General features: G+C 69.3%; 21 protein-coding genes and 1 tRNA gene. 8 read left to right on the top strand and 14 right to left on the bottom strand.

Going from position 1 to position 19,044, the window contains the following annotated elements:
* The 7 genes from Q8Q85_10785 to Q8Q85_10755 all read left to right on the top strand — a co-directional run.
* A partial coding sequence (locus tag Q8Q85_10785; protein ID MDP3774738.1) for a pre-peptidase C-terminal domain-containing protein occupies positions 1-726 on the top strand: 726 nt, incomplete at its 5' end.
* A 132-nt stretch (positions 727-858) separates the two neighbouring features.
* A complete protein-coding gene (gene purN, locus Q8Q85_10780; protein MDP3774737.1) occupies positions 859-1,554 on the top strand; it encodes a phosphoribosylglycinamide formyltransferase in 696 nt (231 codons plus the stop codon).
* Positions 1,535-2,512 (top strand): hypothetical protein, encoded by a 978-nt coding sequence (locus Q8Q85_10775; GenBank protein ID MDP3774736.1) that lies wholly within the window; start codon positions 1,535-1,537, stop codon positions 2,510-2,512. Before purN ends, Q8Q85_10775 begins: the two co-directional genes overlap by 20 nt.
* On the top strand, positions 2,509-3,735 hold the full coding sequence (locus tag Q8Q85_10770) for a M20/M25/M40 family metallo-hydrolase (GenBank protein MDP3774735.1): 1,227 nt from the start codon (positions 2,509-2,511) through the stop codon (positions 3,733-3,735). Before Q8Q85_10775 ends, Q8Q85_10770 begins: the two co-directional genes overlap by 4 nt.
* Positions 3,735-5,264: a bifunctional phosphoribosylaminoimidazolecarboxamide formyltransferase/IMP cyclohydrolase gene (gene purH, locus Q8Q85_10765; protein MDP3774734.1), complete on the top strand. Its 1,530-nt coding sequence runs from the start codon at positions 3,735-3,737 to the stop codon at positions 5,262-5,264. Before Q8Q85_10770 ends, purH begins: the two co-directional genes overlap by 1 nt.
* 35 nt (positions 5,265-5,299) lie before the next feature.
* Complete coding sequence (locus tag Q8Q85_10760) at positions 5,300-6,766, top strand: PDZ domain-containing protein (GenBank protein ID MDP3774733.1); 1,467 nt, start codon at positions 5,300-5,302, stop codon at positions 6,764-6,766.
* 76 nt (positions 6,767-6,842) lie between these two features.
* Positions 6,843-8,009 (top strand): hypothetical protein, encoded by a 1,167-nt coding sequence (locus tag Q8Q85_10755; GenBank protein MDP3774732.1) that lies wholly within the window; start codon positions 6,843-6,845, stop codon positions 8,007-8,009.
* Here Q8Q85_10755 and Q8Q85_10750 read toward each other — a convergent pair.
* Positions 7,954-9,894 (bottom strand): PAS domain S-box protein, encoded by a 1,941-nt coding sequence (locus Q8Q85_10750; GenBank protein ID MDP3774731.1) that lies wholly within the window; start codon positions 9,892-9,894, stop codon positions 7,954-7,956. The two genes, Q8Q85_10755 and Q8Q85_10750, sit on opposite strands and share 56 nt — an antisense overlap.
* Positions 9,895-10,068: 174 nt before the next feature.
* On the opposite strand from Q8Q85_10750, the gene Q8Q85_10745 reads away from it, so the two are divergent.
* Positions 10,069-10,152 (top strand) — tRNA-Ser (locus Q8Q85_10745).
* Positions 10,153-10,252: 100 nt separating this feature from the next.
* On the opposite strand, the gene Q8Q85_10740 is transcribed toward Q8Q85_10745, so the two are convergent.
* The 13 genes from Q8Q85_10740 to Q8Q85_10680 form a co-directional block, all read right to left on the bottom strand.
* Positions 10,253-10,594 (bottom strand): gas vesicle protein K, encoded by a 342-nt coding sequence (locus Q8Q85_10740; protein MDP3774730.1) that lies wholly within the window; start codon positions 10,592-10,594, stop codon positions 10,253-10,255.
* Positions 10,587-11,297, bottom strand: coding sequence for a GvpL/GvpF family gas vesicle protein (locus tag Q8Q85_10735; GenBank protein MDP3774729.1), 711 nt, complete (start codon positions 11,295-11,297; stop codon positions 10,587-10,589). The genes Q8Q85_10740 and Q8Q85_10735 overlap by 8 nt, the downstream gene beginning before the upstream one ends.
* On the bottom strand, positions 11,294-11,512 hold the full coding sequence (locus tag Q8Q85_10730; GenBank protein MDP3774728.1) for a gas vesicle protein: 219 nt from the start codon (positions 11,510-11,512) through the stop codon (positions 11,294-11,296). The genes Q8Q85_10735 and Q8Q85_10730 overlap by 4 nt, the downstream gene beginning before the upstream one ends.
* Positions 11,505-12,347, bottom strand: a complete 843-nt coding sequence (locus tag Q8Q85_10725; GenBank protein ID MDP3774727.1) for a GvpL/GvpF family gas vesicle protein — start codon at positions 12,345-12,347, stop codon at positions 11,505-11,507. The genes Q8Q85_10730 and Q8Q85_10725 overlap by 8 nt, the downstream gene beginning before the upstream one ends.
* Entirely contained in the window at positions 12,347-12,961 is a 615-nt protein-coding gene (locus tag Q8Q85_10720) for a hypothetical protein (protein ID MDP3774726.1), read from the bottom strand. The genes Q8Q85_10725 and Q8Q85_10720 overlap by 1 nt, the downstream gene beginning before the upstream one ends.
* Positions 12,961-13,356 carry a response regulator gene (locus Q8Q85_10715; protein MDP3774725.1) on the bottom strand — a complete coding sequence of 132 codons (396 nt, stop codon included), beginning with the start codon at positions 13,354-13,356 and terminating at the stop codon, positions 12,961-12,963. The genes Q8Q85_10720 and Q8Q85_10715 overlap by 1 nt, the downstream gene beginning before the upstream one ends.
* Positions 13,344-15,503 carry a CDC48 family AAA ATPase gene (locus tag Q8Q85_10710; GenBank protein MDP3774724.1) on the bottom strand — a complete coding sequence of 720 codons (2,160 nt, stop codon included), beginning with the start codon at positions 15,501-15,503 and terminating at the stop codon, positions 13,344-13,346. Before Q8Q85_10710 ends, Q8Q85_10715 begins: the two co-directional genes overlap by 13 nt.
* Before the next feature lie 13 nt (positions 15,504-15,516).
* A complete protein-coding gene (locus Q8Q85_10705) occupies positions 15,517-16,590 on the bottom strand; it encodes an ArsA family ATPase (GenBank protein ID MDP3774723.1) in 1,074 nt (357 codons plus the stop codon).
* Positions 16,587-17,102: an archaeal heat shock protein Hsp20 gene (gene hsp20 / locus Q8Q85_10700; protein ID MDP3774722.1), complete on the bottom strand. Its 516-nt coding sequence runs from the start codon at positions 17,100-17,102 to the stop codon at positions 16,587-16,589. The genes Q8Q85_10705 and hsp20 overlap by 4 nt, the downstream gene beginning before the upstream one ends.
* Before the next feature lie 11 nt (positions 17,103-17,113).
* Entirely contained in the window at positions 17,114-17,413 is a 300-nt protein-coding gene (locus Q8Q85_10695; protein MDP3774721.1) for a gas vesicle protein, read from the bottom strand.
* A 199-nt stretch (positions 17,414-17,612) separates the two neighbouring features.
* The gene (locus Q8Q85_10690; GenBank protein MDP3774720.1) at positions 17,613-17,894 is read right to left on the bottom strand and encodes a gas vesicle protein GvpG; all 282 of its coding nucleotides are present in this window, start codon (positions 17,892-17,894) and stop codon (positions 17,613-17,615) included.
* The gene (locus Q8Q85_10685) at positions 17,881-18,657 is read right to left on the bottom strand and encodes a GvpL/GvpF family gas vesicle protein (GenBank protein ID MDP3774719.1); all 777 of its coding nucleotides are present in this window, start codon (positions 18,655-18,657) and stop codon (positions 17,881-17,883) included. Before Q8Q85_10685 ends, Q8Q85_10690 begins: the two co-directional genes overlap by 14 nt.
* The coding region (locus Q8Q85_10680; protein MDP3774718.1) for a DnaJ domain-containing protein at positions 18,650-19,044 on the bottom strand (395 nt) is incomplete at its 5' end. The genes Q8Q85_10680 and Q8Q85_10685, both read right to left, overlap by 8 nt.

The following is a 19,044-nucleotide window of genomic DNA, read 5'->3' as shown; positions in this document are numbered from 1 at the left end:
AAACCATTCCAGGCGTACCAGTTCTCATGCATGGCCGGCCAGTCCCTGCAAGTGGACGTGCTGTCGACGTGGGACAACTACGCCCTGGTGTTCGACCCGGTTGGCAACGTAGTGGCGCGCGACGACGACACCGGCGAAGGCCTGAACGCGCGAATCAACTACGCCTGCCCGATGGCGGGCACCTACCGGCTGGCGGTGACGACATACACGTCCAGCACCACCCCGGGCCAGTACACCATGACGGTGCAGTCGGCGGTGCCCCAGATGGTTATGGCGCCACAGCCCATCCCTCAGCCCATGGCGATGCCGATGCCGCAGGCGGTGGTGCCCGGCGTTACGCTCCCCACAGCCGTCCCGTCGGGCTTCCCGATCACGGGCTCGATCCCAGCGCCTGGGGCGGTCGGCGTGGCTCAAGTCGGCACGACCGTCCAGGGCCGCCTCGAAACGGGCGACCAGCAGATGAACGACGGCACTTGGGCCGACATCTGGCAGTTCCAGGGCGCCGCCGGCCAGAGCGTGACGATCGAGTTGCGCTCCGAGGAGTTCGACACCTACCTCCAGTTGCTCGACGGAGCGGGAAACCGGCTCGCGGAAGACGACGATTCGCTGGGCGATCTAGACTCGCGGATCACGTTCACGCTGCCGTCATCGGGTTTGTTCCAGATGGTGGTCAACAACTTCGGTGACAGCCGGCGCGCGGGGATCTATACGATCACGCTGAGATAAGACAGGAAGACGTTGAAGACAGAGGGGGCGGGGCACAGTGCCCCGCCCTTTTTCACGCCTGCAGACCTCCCTGACATCCCGGCTCCTGTTCCCCAACTTCGCGTCTTCCCGTCTTCAAGTCTATCTTCCGTCGTGCCACGCGTTCGCATCGCGGTGCTGGCCTCCGGGCACGGCTCCAATCTCCAGGCGCTGGTCGACGCGCTGAAGGACGACGCCGGCGCTCAGGTGGCGCTGGTCGTCTCGAACCGCCCTGACGCGGGCGCGTTCGAGCACGCCCAGCGCGCCGGCGCGGCGACCGCCGTCATCAGGGAAGACGGGCAGGACTCGAGCGGCCTGCTGCAGCTGCTCCGCGCGCACCAGACCGATCTCGTCGTCCTGGCGGGGTACCTCAAGCGGGTGCCCGATCTCGTGGTCGCGGCGTACCGCAACCGGATCCTCAACGTGCACCCGGCGCTCTTGCCGGCGTTCGGCGGCCATGGGATGTACGGCCGGCGCGTGCACCTGGCGGTGCTGTCGAGCGGCGTGCGGGTCACCGGCGCCACCGTGCACCTGGTAGACGAGCAGTACGATCACGGTCGCATCCTCGCGCAGTGGCCGGTCCCGGTGGCGGTGGACGACACGCCGGAGACGCTGTCGGCGCGCGTGCTCGCGGTCGAGCACCTGCTGTTGCCCGCTGTAGTGCGATGGTTCGCCAGGCTGTTCAGCACGCCTCAAATGGGGGCCACCGGCGACCTGCCGGGCCTGCCGATCCTGTCGCTCGTAGCCCAGAGCTTCGTCCCCGCGGACACCCTTCCACCCGGCCTCGATCATGCGCTTACGACTGCGTAACGCCCTCGCCTCCGCCCTGCTGGCAGCGCTCGCCGGCCCGGCCTCCGCGCAGACCTCCGACACGCTCGTGCTCCGCATGGCCGCGATGAGCGCCGTGTCCGGCCTGGAGGACGCGATGGCCGACAGCCTGCTCGCCGCGGTGCCGGGCTCGGCGCTCGACCGCGCCGGCAACGTGGTGTGGACGCGCGGCACCGGCGACCCGGTGCGCATCGCCATCTGCCCGATGGACGAGATCGGTTACGTGGTCGGAGGCATCACCTCGGACGGGTACCTCACGCTGCGCCGGGTAGGGACCACTCCGGCGAGCCCGCTCTTTGACCAGTTCCTCGAGGGCCAGCGCGTGACCGTGTTCGGCAGGAGGGGAGCGGTGGCCGGCGTGGTCGGGGTGCGCTCGACTCACCTCACGCGCGGCCGTACCGGCGGCGCCGACGATCCGTTCAGCCTCGATAACGCCTACGTGGACGTCGGCGCGGTCTCGGCCGCGGAGGCCGGCGGCCTCGGCATCGAGGTCCTGGCCCCGGTGACGCGCGCCAAGCGGCCGCACCGTTACGGGCCATCCGGCCGGCTGGTCGCGGCGCCCTTCGCCGGCGCGCGCGCGGCGTGCGCCGCCCTGGTGTCCGCGACGCGGCGCGCACCGGCCGGCGACGGGACCGCGATCGTCGCCTTCACGCGAAGAAGACACTTCGCCAATGACGGGGCCAGCTTCGTACTCATCGACCGGGGCACCGGCGTGCCCGCCGCGAACATCGTGCTGGTCGGCGGCACCACGGCCGGTTCGGGCCTCGGCGGCGGGCCGCAGTCGTCCGCCGACAGCGTCGGGGTGGCCTCCGGCTTCAAGCAGGTAACGGCCTGGGCGCTGCCGGCACGGTACCCGCGAACGCCCGTCGAGACGGTGTCGCTCGCCGACGTCGCGCAGCTCGAGCAGCGGCTGGTCGGGTTTCTGGGAGGGGAGCGATGAAGACAGACGCGCAGACGCGCAGACGCGCAGACGCGCAGGTCGCCCGAGAGAGAGACGCGCACACGCACGGACCCGCAGACGCGCCGGTCGCCCGAGTCGGCGCCCTGGCGCTGGTCCTCGTCCTCAGCGTCCTCGCTCCCGGCCGACTGACGGCCCAGCAGGACTCCCGCATCGCCGAGGCGCGCGACGTGATCCGCCGCCTGGTCGAGTCCTATGGCGTCTCCGGTCACGAAGGCCCGGTTCGCGAGACGGTCATCCGCCTGCTCCCCGACTGGGCGAACCCCACGATCGACTCGGCGGGAAACGTGCACGTACGGGTGGGCCAGGGCGCGCCGCTCGTAGTGTTCGTAGCGCACATGGACGAGATCGGGTTCGTCGTCACGGCGATCCGGGACGACGGGCAGCTGGAGCTGCGCCGGCGCGGTGGGTTCTTCACGTCGCTCTACGAGGGCGAGCCGGCGCTGGTGCATACGGCCCAGGGCGTCGTGCCGGCGGTCTTTACGCCCCGCGACAGCGTGGGGCCGAGTCCCCGGCGCACGCCGCCGGTCCCGCTGGTCGGCGGCCGCCCTGACACGGCGGCGTCGGGGTTCCGCGTGGACCCGGGCACCGGGAGCCGCGCCGGAACGGATTCACTCGGCATCAGGGTGGGCGACGCGATCACGATGCCGAAGCAGTACGTCTCGCTCGCCGGTAACCGCGCGACCGGCCGCTCCTTCGACGACCGGGTGGGCTGCGCCGCCCAGATCCTCGCGCTGCGGCGCCTCGACCCGCGACGCCTGCGGCACAGTGTCCTGTTCATCTTTTCCACCCGCGAGGAAGTCGGGCTCGAAGGGGCGCGCTTCGCCGCGCAACGGCTGGGCGGCGAGCCGATCCGCGTGCACGCATTGGACACTTTCGTCTCGTCGGACGCGCCGCTCGAGATCAAGACGTTCGCCAACGCCCTCGTCGGCCGGGGCGCGGTGGCCCGAGCGGTGGACAACAGCTCGGTCACGCCCCCGGCGCTGGTGGATTCCCTCGCCGCGCTCGCCCGGGCCCGGGGCATCCCGTTCCAGATAGGCACCACCAACGGCGGCAACGACGGCTCGACGTTCACGCGGTTCGGGGTGCCCAATGTCGCGATCGGCTGGCCGCTGCGCTACTCGCACTCCCCGGCCGAGGTCATCGACCTCGCGGACCTGCTGGCGCTCGCCGACATCACGCGCGCCATCGCGGAAGCCTGGTAATGCCTCGCGCGCTGATCTCGCTATCCGACAAGCGCGGCGCGGTGGAGTTCGCCGCCGGTCTCGCGAAGCTGGGGTGGGACATCGTCTCCACCGGCGGAACGGCGCACGTCATCGGCAAGGGCGGCGTGCCCGTCACCACCGTGGAGCAGGTGACGGGCTTCCCGGAGATGATGGACGGCCGAGTGAAGACGCTGCACCCCGCGGTGCACGGCGGCCTCCTGGCGCGGCGCAAGGTGCAGGGCGACCTCGACGCGCTCAGCGCTCACGGCATCACTCCGATCGACCTCGTCGCCGTCAACCTCTACCCGTTCCGCGAGACGATCGCGCGGCCCAATACGTCGTTCGACGACGCGATCGAGCAGATAGACATCGGCGGACCATCCATGCTGCGCTCCGCCGCCAAGAACCACGAGTCGGTGACCGTCGTGGTGGACCCCATGGACTACGGCCGGGTGCTGGACGCACTCCGGAAGGGCGGGCCTGATGCGGCGATGCGCCGTGAGCTGGCAGCGAAGGCGTTCACGCACACCGCCGCTTACGACGGCGCCATCGCCGCGTACGTCGCCCAGGGGAGCGCGGGCGAGCTCCCGCCGACGGTCGTGCTCGTCCTGGAGCGCCACCAAGCGCTGCGCTACGGCGAGAACCCGCACCAGCACGCCGCGTTCTACGGAACCGGCGAGCCCGGCGGCCTGGCGTCGCTCTCGCAGCTCTCGGGCAAGGAGCTGTCATTCAACAACCTTCTCGACGTGGACGCGGCCCTCACGGCGGTGGGAGCTTTTCCCGGCGAGGTAGCCTGCGCCATCATCAAGCACACCACTCCCTGCGGCCTCGCGATCGGACGGAACCCGGCGGAGGCGTACGCGAGCGCCGCCGCTACCGACCCCACGTCCGCCTTCGGCTCGGTCGTCGGGTTCAACACCGTCGTCACGACCGAGGCGGCCGAGGCGATGGCGGACCTCTTCATCGAGGTCGTCGTGGCGCCGCGCTTCCAGCCCGAAGCGGCCGCGGTCCTCGCCCGGAAGAAGAACCTGCGCGTGGTCGAGGTGCCGAGCTCCGACGAGGGTGCACTGGATTTCAAGCGGGTGCGGAGCGGGTTCCTGGTGCAGGAGCGCCTGCGGCACGACCTGGACGAGAGCGGATGGAAGGTCCCCACGAAACGGTCGCCAACCGACGAAGAGCTCGTCGACCTGCGCTTCGCCTGGGCCGCGGTGCTGAGCGTGAAATCGAACGCGATCCTGCTCGCCAGGGGCCGCCGGGCGATAGGGATAGGCGCCGGGCAGATGAGCCGGGTGGACAGCTCGATGCTGGCGATACACAAGGCGAAGGCCGCGAAACACGAGACCAAGGGCTGTGTGCTCGCGTCCGACGCCTTCTTCCCGTTCCTTGATGGAGTCGAGGCTGCGGCGGAAGCGGGGGTGCGCGCGATCATCCAGCCCGGCGGCTCGGTGCGGGACGCCGAAGTGATCGCCGCGGCGGACGAGCATGGGATGGCGATGATCATGACCGGGGTGAGGCAGTTCAGGCACTAGATGATGAGGTGAGGGGAGTGAGGGGAGTGAGGGGAGTGAGATCACGGGCGGTGGTGGCGGTCCTCGGCGCCGCCGTCATCGGGTGCGGGAGCGAGCTGCCCGAGAACACCGCCTCATTCACGGTGGGGAAGACGGTCGTGCGCACCGACTCCACGCTCGACATCGTCGGGGTGGTCTTCAAGCTCGCCGATACCGCGCAGGTGCCGCCGCAGGGACCGTTCCGCCACTGGCTCCAGGCCCTTACCACCGAGCTCGGCGACTCGGCGTTCAGGCTGGCGCGCGCGCTGGGCCCCATGCCCGTCGGCATGGTGATCGAGAGCTACGCGCACCCCGACCTTCCCGACTCGGCGTGCGGCCTGCTCGCGGGCGAGCGGCGCTGCTTCACCGGCAACGCGTCCTTCAAGAGCGCGATGCGAGCCTTCATCGACGCGGCGCGCGCTTTCGCGCCGCGGGCCGCGCCCGTCATCCTCGAGGGGCTGAACGCCCAGTCGCGGCGGCAGGACCTCTCGGACGTGTACGTGGCGCTCACCCGCTCCAAGGCACTCGACAGCGCCGTGATCGCGTACACCGGCTACGCGGATCTCACGTTCGACGTCACGCTCGCGCGGACCTTCGCCGTAGGGTTCAACAGCCCGTCGGTGGACGCGGCCGAGCCCAGAGGCCCGGACTGGCGGATCTTCCTCGCCCCCGACCCGGTCTTCCCGGCCCGCTCGTTCCGCTCGCCCAACTACGTGTGGCTCGCGCTCGCGCACCAGCTGGCGCACGTCTCGATACGCCGGCTGCTCGCCGAGCACCCGGAGATGCTCGAGGGAAGCGCCGGTCTCCGCGAGGCGGTGGAGGGTGAGATGGTGCGCTCGGGGTACGCGTCGCTCTTCTGGGACGAGGCCCTCGGAGAGCAGCTCGCGCGCGCCGTCACGCTTCGCGTGCTTGCCGCTACGAGCCCCACCGCGACGTGGGCGGCACGGAGCGAGGCGCTCAACACCAACATGGCGCTGGTGCCGTGGCTCGAGGATGCGCTGTCGCGCTACGAGCGCGACCGGACTCGCTACCCGACCCTGTCGGCGTTCGCGCGAGAGATTCGCGCCACCCTCGATTCCGTGCCCCTCGATTCGTGCCGCGCCGCACCGCTGCCCGGCGTGGCCCTGGTCGGCGTGTCCCGGAACCGCGCCGTGGTGGGATGGATCGCGCCCGACTCGCCGTTCCGCATCAAGGGCCTGGTCGTCGGCGACACGGTGGTGTCGGTGGACGGTGACAGCGTGTCCGCGGGCTCGCTGCTCCTCCCCACGCGCCAGCTCAACCTGAAATGGGCGCAACACCTGCCGTTCGAGCTGGCGGTACTCGGGGTCAGACGGCACGGGCGCGACTACACCATCTCGGTGCCCGTCAACTGGACGCCGCGCGCGGTGGTGCGGGTCGCGTCGCGGTCGCGTGGCGCGGTGCGCGGCGCGGACCGGCAGCTGCCGGTGTGCCGGTGGGTGACCCGCGCCATCCGCACCCCATGACCGAGCCGACCCCGGCCCCCGGCGCTCGGGAAATCGCGATGCCCGTGAGCAGCGGCGTCACGTTCGTGGTGCGCTAGTGGCGCTGCCCCGCTGGGCGCGGCGCGCCGCGGCGGTGGTGGCATACGTCGTGTTCCTGTTCGTCCTGGTCGAGGTTTGCGCGCGCGTCGCGCTCTCCAACGACCGCGTGTACTACCGGGTCAAGGGCTGGGACGAGGCCTCGTCCCGCCTGCTGTGGGTGCGGCGGCGCGCGGCAGGGCAGCGCTTCGGGTACCAGTTCGACAAGTACCACGCGACGCGCGGCTGGACGCTCTGGCCCGGGCTTCGCGACGTACCGGTCTTCGACGGCCGGATCCTGAACTCCAACTCCCACGGACTGCGGGGACGTGCCGAGTACGCCTACCAGCGCGACCCGTCGCGCCACCGCATCCTCATTTTCGGCGACTCCTACACCTTCGGCGACGATGTCTCCGACGACGAGACCTACTCCCAACTCCTCGAGCAACTGCTGCCGTCCACCGACGTCCTCAACCTGGGGGAGCACGGCTACGGCCACGACCAGATGCTGCTGTACCTGCGGGACGAAGGCGTGAAGTACCGGCCCGACGTGGTCATCCTCGGCTATGTGCGGTTCGACACCTATCGCAACCTGTTCACGTTCAGCAGCTACGCCAAGCCGAGGTTCGCGCTGGACAGCGGCGCGCTTCGCCTCACCAACGTCCCAGTGCCCGAGCCCGAAGCGATCCTGGCGCGCGAGCCGTACCGCTCGCGGGCCTGGGACCTGGTGACGATGGTGGTGGAGCGCTTCCGGTGGGCGTCGGGCGCCAACGAGCGCCGGATGGAGCGGGTCTCACGCGCCATCCTCGACGAGATGGCGGCGACGGCGCGCCAAGCGGGCGCGGTACCGGTGTTCGTCTACCTGCCCGCGCTCGGCGAAGTGGTGGACCCGAGTCCCGGCGTGACGGCCAACGAACGGTTCCTCTCGACCTGGTGCGCGGCGCGCCGCGCGCGGTGCCTCTTCCTTCGGCGGCGCTTCGCCGAGGCCGCCCAACGCGGCGAGGTCTTCGACACGGTCAACCACTGGCGCGCGAACGGCCACCGGCTGGTGGCCGCGGAGATCCGGGACTACCTGCTGGCGGAGGGGCTCCTGCCTCCGCTGCCGGGAAGGCCTGTCGCCGCGGGCGCGGCCGTCAGCCCGGCTCCGGCGCGTCCAGCAGCTCGCGCACCCGCCGCAGCAGGTCCGTGATCGTCCACGGCTTGGGCAGCAGGGACGCGCCCGCTTCGAGCGCGGCCGTCTGCTCGATGTCGCGCGCCGTGTAACCGCTGCTGAACAGTACCGGAGTCCGAAAGCCTTCGGCTCGCGCCCGGGCGATGAACTGCGGGCCGCCCAGCCTCGGCATCACCACGTCCGACAGAACGAGGCGTATCCGGCCGGCGTTGGCGCGGAGCATCTCCAGGGCTTCCTCTCCGTCGGATGCCGCCAGCACAGTGTAGCCGTGCTTCTCCAGGACGCGCTTCGCGGCTCGGCGCAGCGACTCCTCATCCTCGGCGAGCAGGATGGTCTCGTTCCCACCGCGCACGACCGCAGCGGCGACTCGAGGCGCGGGGGACGCCGCCTCTCCGGACCGCGGAAGGTAGACCTTCACGGAGGTCCCCATTCCAACCTCGCTGTACACGTGGACCAGGCCGGCGTGCTGCTTGGCCAGTCCGTATACGGTGGCGAGGCCGAGGCCCGTTCCCGCACCCACCGGCTTGGTCGTGAAGAACGGCTCGAAGACGTGGCGCAGCGTCTCCGGGTCCATTCCGACGCCGGTGTCGCTGACGGCAAGTACCACGTATTCACCCGGCGTCGCCCACCCCTGGGTGGCGCAGTAGGTCTCGTCCAGCACGGAGCGGAAGGTCTGGATGAGCAGCGTGCCTCCTTCAGGCATCGCGTCGCGCGCATTCGTCGAAAGGTTTATCAGGATCTGCTCGATGGCGCCCGGGTCCGCGCGCACCGTCGCCGCCGCGTCCTCGAAGACCAGCTTGATCGCGATGCTCGCGGGCACGACGCGCAGCAGCAGAAGCGCCGCTTCACGCACCTGGTCGGCGAGGTTCACGGGGCGCAACTCCAGACGCTGTCGGCGGCCGAAGGCCAGCAGCTTCTGGACCAGCGCCGCCCCGCGCTCGCTGGCCCGCAGGATCTGCTCGATCTCGCCGGTCAGCACGGCGTCGCCCTGGTGCTCGGCGCGGACCGTCTCGGCGGTAGCCTGGATGGTCGCGAGGAGATTGTTGAAGTCGTGCGCGATCCCGCCGGCCAGGAGGCCCACCGCCTCCATCTTCTGTGCCTGCCGCAGTTGTTCTTCCAGCGTGCGCCGCTCGGTGACGTCCTCGACTATCATCTCATACGCCTCGACTGAGCCATCCTCCGCGCGGACCGTCCGGCCGGAGAGGCGCACGATGATCGGGCTCCCGTCCCTGCGCTTCCACTCGACCTCGCGGACATCGTGGACGTCCGACCGCAACGCCTGCGATACCAGGCGGCCGCGGTCCTCTGGGCTCTGGTACACATCGCGGGCGATGTTCACGCCACGGAGCTCGGATGCGGAGGAATACCCGAGCAGGTCCACGAGGGTCTGGTTGACCATGGTGAAACGGCCGTCCGGAGTGCTCCGGTACATCCCGAAGACGGCGTGGTCCACGAGGGCTCGGAGAGCCGCCTCCGACTTGCGGACGACCGCGTGCTCGGAGCGCCGGCGCTCGCGATCCAACTGGACCCGGTCGCTCACGTCACGCGGCAAAACAAGCTCGGCGTTCCGGCCCTGGAACGTGACGGTGTGACTCGTCACCTCGACGTCGAAGACGGTCCCGTCCTTCCGACTGTGCCGCCACATGCCGGAGTGCTGCAGCCCATCTGACTCGCCGGCGACGAGCTGCTCGAGCTTCGGGACGTCCTCCGGCGGGCGGATGTCCCGGATCGTCATGGCGAGGAATTCGTCTCGGGAGTAACCGTAGGTGTGAACGGCCGCGTCGTTCACCGCAAGGAAACGCAGCGTCTCGACGTCGTAGATCCACATAGGGAGCGGGTTCGCATCGAACAGCGATGCGAGGGCCGCATCCGTCGGTTCGGCGTGGTGAGACTCGTCAGGCAGGGTGTCGATCGGGCCTCCGCCCCCACGGCCGCGCCGGGGGGCTGCGACGCGGTTACTCTACCACCTGGGGTACCCTAAGAAGCTACGGCGTTCCCCGGCTGTCAATCGTCAGGACGGGTCACCTTGGTCCCGGTTGTGCCACCTCGCTGCTAGCGCTTACTTTACGTCCCGTTCGGAGGGCTAGACCTAATTGGCAAGGCAGCGGTCTTGAAAACCGCCGGGCGCAAGCCCTTGGGGGTTCGAATCCCTCGCCCTCCGCCTACACTTACGAGTCGTCACTCGTCCGCGATCCCTCGCGCTGGTCATACTCTTGGCCATAAAGGCTCCGGGCGGAACAGCGCCCGCTGCGTCTTCACCCCTACATCAGGTCGCCCAGCGGACCGAGCGAGAGGTTGAGATCGTCATCGCTCAGGCCGAAGTGCGCCTTGAGTTCGCCCATTCTCTCCTCGAGCCTCATGAACGTGACGCCCATGCGCTCGATCTCTTCCGGGGTGAGGGAGCCGGCCTCGATTCGCCTCACGGCCTGACGTTCAAGGAGCCGCCGCAACAGCTCGATGAGCGTGAGCACCAGCTTTGCCAGGCCCTGCGCCGCCTGGTCGGGACTCGCGTCAATCCTCCTTGGCAGCGCTCCGGTGATTTGCTCCAGTTCTCGCGCGACGCCGAGGAGCGTCGCCTCCCGGTTAGAACCTGACTCAGCCATCGGGCGATCCGTTCGCGAAGTGGTACGGAGGCCAGGGACCGGTGAGCAGAAAGCCGAAGGCGGAAAAGCGCCGCTGGACGACGCCGACCCGCTCGCGAAAGGCGGCGACACGGTCGTGGGCCACCAGATAGGACGCGCTCAGCGTCAACCGGTCGGTCAGAAACGGGCGGAGGCTGCTTTCCACCACCAGAGGCTCCAGCAGCGCGCCAAGCTCTCCGATGAGCTGCTGGCCCCGCTTGCGCTCTCGAGCCCCTCGGCGCTCTTCCTCCATCCTTCGTCGCAGGTAGCTCGTGCCTGGGCCGCGCCCGCGCAACGGCAGCGGGCGCCCAGGGACGGCTCCCGCCCCGGGAGCGGGCGCAAGAACTCGGAGACCCATCTCCACGCTCCCGCCCACCCGTCCGAGCGCCGCCACGAGGGCGCGTGAGCGCTGCCGCAGGAATCGCGTCAAGGCCTTCTTGTCGGGGAGGAGGCTGTTGTAGCGCATCGGCAAGACCGGCCGGTCACGCATGATCGCCTCGACGACCGCTTGGTGCCGCCTCACGTGCGCCTCGTCAATGGGCCAGAGGTCGAGGGGTGAGTAGCTCGCGACAGCTGCGAGGTCGGGACCCCCCACCAGGAAGACCGGGCTGTCGCCCAGGCCCAGGACGCCTGGCGCGAACGGCGGGCGGCAGCCGACCACACCGTACAGGTAGACTGCCGTCATGGGTGGGACAGTGGGAAGGTGCCGGGGACGCGCCACTCCCTCGCGGTCTCCACCGAGCAGAGCAGGAGGCGAAGCCCCACGTGGATCAGGTCCACATCGGCGACCGAGAGCGTGAGGTCGCCCGCGACGACCACGCCGCGGTTGAGGACGCGGTCCAGGGTTTCGAGCAGCGTCACCTGCCGCTCGAGGAGCGACTCCGGCGCATACTCAGGCATCTACCGGCAACCCCGGCGTGAAGTGGTACGGCGGCCAGGGGCCCGAAGCCGTGAGGCGAAAGCCGTCGCGGCGATGATCCCCATTCCAGCGCTCCACCTCCTCGAGGAAGGGCTCGACCACGCGGCGTTCGAGGAGGCAGGCCAGGCTCAGGACGAGACGCTCGCCCTCGGAGGCGAAGCCGGCGGCAGCCGGATTCCGAACCAGCCTCACTACCCGCGGCGCCACGGCCGCCGCCGCGTCGTCAGCGAGCTCCACCTCCCGCTCCAGCGACCGCGTGGCGAGCAGCTCTTCCGACTTCCTTCGCGCGAAGAAACGGTGCCCGGGCGACGCTCCGGCCGCGCCGGCTTCCTGGGCGAGAAGGGCTGGGTCGTCCCGCAACAGCGCGGTTCGCACGGAGGCGCCGTGCGAGAAGCCCTTCAGTCCCCACTCCTCCTTGCCGGCCACGTACCGCAGCGCCTCGCGCAAGGTCCGCGCGTTCCTGGCCAGCACCGCGCGCAGCCGCTTGATGCCCAGGAAGACGGTGCCGAACCGCAGCGGGAGAACCGGCCCGCGCGCCAGCAGCGCCTCCACAACTTGCTCGTGCCGCCGCACCTTCTCCTCGAGCCATCCCACGTCTTGCAGGTTTCGCCGCAGGGGCTCGCTGCCGAACTCAGCGAGCGGCACGACACTCGCCGCCGCCCCGATTCCGCGGGACACGAGCAGGGTGACCGGCGACTTCCCATCCATCCCCTCCGGGGGCACGAGGTCCCCCGGCAGCACCAGCGCGTACACATACCAACCGTGCGCGGGCGGCGACGCGGCGGAAACGTTCGGCACGTCGCGGGCGGCGCACATCAGGGCTCCAGGCCCTCCTCGAGCCGCAACCGATGGATCAAGTACCGGACGCGGATATTCTTCGGCAGAAAGCGGTCCACCTCGTGGAGCACCCCCACGAAGAGCACGCCTACCTCGCCGCCGCGCAACGTCTGGTCAATGCGACGGCTGATGAACTCGTCGCGCGCTTTCAGGATCTTTGGCCCCTCCTCGGCGTACTGGTCTCTGGCCCGCGTGCGGGTCCCCTCCTCGTCGGCGCTCGCGACGGCGCTGATCAACTCGTACTCTCTGCGCAGCAACGCCGGCTCTTCGGTGCCTTCGAGCCGCGCCCCCTTGTCGATCAGCTCCAGGACCAGCCCGTAGTTCCTGCTGCCCTGGGCGGCCACCTGCCGCACGATCTCCAGCTCCCGACCGCAGACCGGAAGCCCGTCCTGGTACAGCCGCACCTTCTCCCACGGCAGGTCTTGAGCCAGCAGCCGTTCTCGAATGCCTTGCCACAACTCCTCGATCAGCTCGCGGCGGTCCGACCACCGCTCGGCCCCGAAGCGCTCGACGAACCGCTGCTTCAGCGGTTCCGCCTTGGAACCCATGTCCGCCACGCTGTGGACGATGGGGACGTACAGCAGCTTCCTCATCATCCCTCACGCGGTGGAGGCTTTACCTCCTTCATCTCGCCGGCGACCACGCGGAGCAGCCTATCCAGGTCGAACGGCTTGCCGATGAACTCGCGCACGCCCAGCGCCATCGCCTCCCTCATCTGCGCCGGCGTCCCGTGAGCCGTGACGATCACCACCTGGGGTGCGCGGCCGCCTTCCCTGATGCGCCTCAGCGTCTCGATCCCGCCCATCCCGGGCAGCGCGAGGTCCAGCACGATCAGGTCGGGCACCTCTCGCTGCACCAGAGCGAGCGCTTCCTCCCCGCTCGCCGCCGTGCTGACCGCGTACCCCTCGAGGGAAAACGCCGTGGCGAGCAGCTCGCGAAGATCCTGCTGATCCTCCACCACGAGGAGCCTCCCCCTCACCTCGCCCATCCGCGCTCCGGTTCCGTTGCCCGAAGCGACCCCAGCGCCTCGCCGAGATCGGACATCCTCAGCGCGTAGCCCCGAAAGGCGGGGTCGCTGCCCCACGGGTGCGCCTTGAGGTATTCGCGAATCGCCAGCATCGTGCCCTTGCGGCACACGGCCTCGATGTCGGCACCGGAGCAGCCCTCGCTCCCTTTTGCCAGCGCCGCCAGGTCTACGTCCTCGGCGAGCGGCCTTCCTCGGCAGTGGACCCCGAAGATGGCCAACCGCGCCGCCTCATCCGGGAGGGGGATGGCGATCAGGGAGTCGAACCGCCCCGGCCGGAGCAGCGCGGGATCCAAGATGTCGAGCCGGTTGGTCGCGCCCAGGACCACCACTCCGCGCATCTCCTCGATCCCGTCCAGCTCGGTGAGGAGTTGGCTGATCACCCGTTCGGTGACGTGAGAGTCGCCTGCTCCCCCGCGCACCGGCGCCAGCGCGTCCACCTCGTCGAAAAAGATCAGGCAGGGAGCGGCCTGCTTCGCGCGCTTGAACATCTCCCGGATGCCCTTCTCCGACTCCCCCACCCACTTCGACATGAGGGCGGGTCCCTTGACGGAGATGAAGTTGGCCTGGCTCTCGGTGGCCACGGCCTGGGCGAGCAGCGTCTTGCCGGTGCCGGGCGGTCCGTAGAGGAGGATCCCCTTGGGCGGCCGCGCGCCGGCGTGCTGAAACAGGCCGGCGTACGTGAGCGGCCACTCCAGAGCCTCCCGCAACTCCTCCTTCACCTCCTCGAGGCCGCCGATCGCGTCCCACCGGACGTCGGGGATCTCGACGGTGATCTCCCTGAGGGCCGAGGGCTCGACGTCCCTGAAGGCTTCGGCGAAGTGCTCGCGGTCTATGCGTAGCTCCGCCACGACCTCATAGGGAATGGCGCCGGCCTCGAAGTCGATCTGGGGGAGGATGCCCCGCAGAGCCGCCATCGCCGCCTCGCGGCAGAGGGCCTCAAGATCGGCCCCGACGAAGCCGTGGGTCATGTCCGCCAACTGCTCGAGGTCCACCCCGTCCGCGAGCGGCATCCCCCGGCTATGGATCTCCAGGATCTCCCGCCGTCCCTTGCGGTCGGGGATGCTTATGGTGATCTCCCGGTCGAAGCGCCCTGGCCGGCGCAGCGCGGGGTCCAGGGCGTTCGGGATGTTGGTGGCGCCGATGACGATCACCTGCCCCCGCGATCGGAGGCCGTCCATCAGCGCGAGGAGCTGCGCCACGACCCGCTTCTCCACCTCGCCCACGACCGCTTCGCGCTTGGGGGCGATGGCGTCAATCTCGTCGAGGAAAATGATGCTGGGCGCGTGCCGCTCGGCTTCCTCGAAGATCTTGCGCAGCTTGGCTTCGCTCTCCCCGTAGAACTTGTGGATCACCTCGGGCCCGCTCACCGCCAGGAAGGTGGCGTCGGTCTCGCTGGCCACGGCCCGGGCGATCAGCGTCTTGCCGCAGCCCGGCGGACCGTGCAGCAGCACGCCCTTGGGGGCGCCGATGCCCAGCCGCTCGAAGATCTCCGGGTACTTGAGCGGCAGCTCGATCATCTCCCGGACGCGCCGGATCTCCTTGGTGAGCCCGCCGATGTCCTCATAGGAGACTTTCGCCGCCTCCCCGGCCGCTTCGGCCTGCTTGATGCGCAGCACCGTGGTGGGTTGAACGATGACGGCCCCCGGGGGGGCCGTCTCCAGGACGGTGAACTCCTGGGCCACCGTCCCGAACCGCGTGGCGCGAATCCGATCGCCGACGACGACGGGCAGACCCTCGAGCAGCCGGCCGAGGTAGCGGCTGTCGGGCTCCCGCTGGACCGCGCGCATCGGTGAGAGCGGTGAGAGAACGAGTTTGACGGCCGGGTTGGCGGAGAGCTTCCGCACCTGCACCCGCTCATCGAGTCCCACCTGCGCGTTGGCCCTGGTGAGCCCGTCCATCTGGATGATGGTTTTGCCTCGGGCCTCCGCATAGGCGGGCATGGCCTTGGCCACCGTCTGGCGCTTCCCCTTGATCTCGAGGACCTGACCCACCTCGGCGCCCAGGGCCCTGAGGTCTTCAGGGTCCATTCGCGCGATGCCCCGTCCCACGTCCTTGGGCATCGATTCGGCCACCCGCAGCGCCAGACCGTCGCTTGAGAGGAGGGCCACGTGCCGAGCCCGCCTAAACGGCGGCGGGAGGGGGCAGCGGCATCGCCGCCGCACGCCCCTCGCCGCCACGGTCCGCGGCGCGCGCGGCGGCGGGCGGCTCCCGGCTCGCCCGCCCACCCCACCGCCGCTCCCCGCCATCCTCGCGGCCAGTGGCCACGCGCCCGGCCTCCTCCCTGAACCAGGGCGCCGGGAGCCGCAGCTCCTTCAGCCGGCCGAGGCCTCGGATCTCGTGAGGCAGCTCCAGCACATCGCACACCTCGTATGCAGAGACGGTCTGCTGACACCCCCGCATCACCCGCCGCTGTTCCTGCCACCGCTCACGGCAGAAAGGACAAGGAGCAAGCTCCGCGGAGATCACGTGGTTCACGATCAGATGCCGCACCGGGATCTTGAGACGGGCGAGATCCTCGACCAGCCGGCCGGTCTCGGCCATCACCATGATCTCGGGCACGGTGACGACGATGAACTCGCACCGTTCGGGATCACGCAGCAGGGCCTGCACCTTTTTCACCGTCTGCTTCATGGTGAAGAGGAAGTCCTCCGCGGGTCCTTGGATCTCGCGCCTGGCCAGCCGCGAGACCACGTAGCGGTACTTGTAGCTCATGCGGGCCAGGACCCGGATCCAGTCGTCGAGCAGTTGGGGAAGACCGAGCAACCTCAGGGCATGGCCGGTCGGCGCCGTGTCCACGACATAGAAGTCGTACTGCCCGCCGTCCACCAGCTCCACCAGCTCCTTCAGCGCCATCACCTCGTCCAACCCGGGAATCGAGAGGGAGAGCAGGTCGCTGATGTCCTCCTCGTCCAAGTAGGTCGTCTCCAGGATGTTCCGGATCTCGCCCTCATGGTCCCCCTTGAACTTCAGGTACAGGCGCTCGGCCGAGACCTCCAGCGCCCACAGGTTCGGAACGCCCGTGACGGGCGTGATCTCCGGGCCGATCTCCTGCTCCAGCCGGTCGGAGAGCGAGTGCGCCGGGTCGGTGGACATCAGGAGCGTGCGGGATCCGGACTCGGCAAGCTGTATCGCCGCAACCGAGGCGAAGGTCGTCTTGCCGACTCCTCCCTTGCCGCCGAACAGGACGACCTTCATGGCCGCGCCTCGGCCTTGGCGGCGGTAACCTCGAGGATCCCGTTCTGGTACGAGGTTTGGACGGAGTCGCGGCGCCCCTTAGCGGGAAGCAGAATCTCCTTGCTGTACTTCCGGTCTTTCCCCTCCGCGGTGATGATGAGAACGTCGTCGTTGAGTTCCACCCGCACGTCCTCGGCTTCCACGCCGGGCATTTCGGCCAGGACGCGCATCGAACCGCCCTCGTCGAAGACGTCTACCAACGGCTCGCGCACTTCCTCGACGGTGGGGCCTGCCTCGCCCTTGCGGATGTTGCCGAAGGTCTCAACGGTGGGTTCACCCCCCAGGCCTACCTTAACGCTGAAGCCATAGACCCCTTTGAGGTCCTTCAGCCGCCCCTTCCCCCGCAGCTCCCCCGTGCGGGCCACCTCGGTCTTGCCCTCCGCCTCCATCTCCTTGAGGAGCTCGATGAGGTCGCCCATTCCCCTGAAGACATCGCCGAGGCCGAACCCGCCTCCGCCTTCTCGTCCTCTCATACGTTCCTCCCCTAGCCGCCGATGCGCGCCTCGAGCTGGTCGAGGCGCTTCTTCAGGTTCCGGTTCTCCTCCTCCATGACCCTAGCCTTCGAGGAGAGGGCGGGGTCGCTCTGCCACCAGTCGATCCCCATCTCCTTCGCCTTCTCCACCGATGCGACGAGGAGCCGGATCTTGATCTTCAACAGCTCGACGTCGGCCAGGCTGATCGTGATGTCGCCGGCGATGACGATCCCCTTGTCGAGGACGCGCTCGAGGATGTCGGCCAGGTTGGTGGCCTGGATGCCGTGCGCGATCTGCGGCGGCTGCGGCATCACCCGCCCCCTAACGCGGCGAGGCCGCTCTGGCCCCGCAGGCGGGACAGTACTGATAGTCGCCGTCGTAGATGTACCGCCACGTTACGCCGCAGTCCGGGCACCGCCGGGTCAGCGCTTCGCCGCACTTGGGGCAGCACTTCAGGGCCCCCCAGGTGGTCGCGCCGCAGTTGGGACACTTGAACGCGCCCTCCATCGCCTAGCCCTCCTCTCCGTGGCCAACAGCGGAACCGGCCAGCTCTCTTTCGGCCTCCTCGGCCGCCCGGTCGGCGGCCTCGAGCTTCGCTTCCCATGGCACCGCCTGCCGGTGGTACTCCGGCTCGTCAATCTCGTCCATCTCGTAGCGGAGACGAAGCTCGAGCAGCCGCTCCTGCATGTACTCCCGGTCGGTGAGCTCGCGGTCCGCCATCTCGCCGATCCTCCTCAGGATCCCGACTAACCCTTTGACGGGCAGCAGCAGCAGATCGTCAAGCAACAGCATGTCTCTGTCCCAGCCAACGGACCACGAGGCAGACGAAGTTGAACGGCGGAAAGCCGGTTACGTATTTGAACTTGATTCGCTCCCCGTACCGCTCGGCCAGGGCATCCACCTGCCGCTCGAAGGCGGCCTCCCGAGCGCGCTCCACCAGAAAGGCCGCGTTCATGAGCATCCGCTCGCCCAGGAGCCGGTCGGTGAGGCGGAAGTCGCAACACGCCCCTCGGAGCGCTCCCACGATCTCCTCACGGACCCGCGCCTTCTCGGCCTTCAGCGCTTCCTCCACCATCCTGCCGATCTCCACCAGCTGCCAGTGCGCCCGGTCCGGCGGTAGCTGGGCCACGGCTTCTCTGCGTCGGCTGATCTCCGGGGAGGAGGCCAGGATCTCCCGGTAGATCAGCCGTTCGTCGAACACCGCCTTCAGCCCCACCTCCATCTTGCCCCGCATGCCGTCGAGGAGAGCCCGGTACTCGCCGTACTCCAGCTCCAACATGGCGCGCACGTCGTCGTCGTCCTCGGCGAGGGTGCCGAACCGCACCGGCAACACCGTGTGATGCGCGAAGACCGCCTCGATCGCCAGCTCGTGGGCGGCCGAGTTTTCATAGTTCACCCGGTAGCGCATGCGGGGAGAATCGCTCACCACCGCGGCGATGTCGCGATAGGGGATGGCGGTGACCTCATCGCCCCGAGCGCCGATCCCCAGCGGCCCGAAGCTGCGCTGCGGGCCGAGGTCGGCGATGCAGTAGACGTACTTCGCCGCGTCAGGCACGCTTGGCCTCCGCCGCCCGCTGGAGGAGCCGCACGGCGACTATCCGACCGACATCCAGCTCACGGAACGAGCTACCCCCGGCCTCGCCATACTCGGTCAAGATGCGATTGGCGGCAGCGACCTCATCGAACGGCGCCTCGCCACCGGCCTTGGGCCCAAGCGCGTCGGGGTGGCTCCTCCATGCGGCGCGGTGGTAGGCCTCCTTCACCTCGGCCGGAGTCGCCTGCTCCCCCAAGCCAAGCAGCTTTCTCGCGCTATCCACCGCGGGGAACGAGAACCACCCGACCTCCACCGTGCTGAAGCTGTAGGGTGGAAGCGGTCCGACGCAGCGGAAGTCTATGCGGTCACCGTATCGCTCGTTCAGCCGATTCAGCTTGTCGCGGAGCT

Source organism: Gemmatimonadales bacterium, from assembly GCA_030697825.1.
Lineage (GTDB): Bacteria > Gemmatimonadota > Gemmatimonadetes > Gemmatimonadales > JACORV01 > JACORV01.
This window is presented reverse-complemented; position numbering and strand designations above follow the sequence as displayed.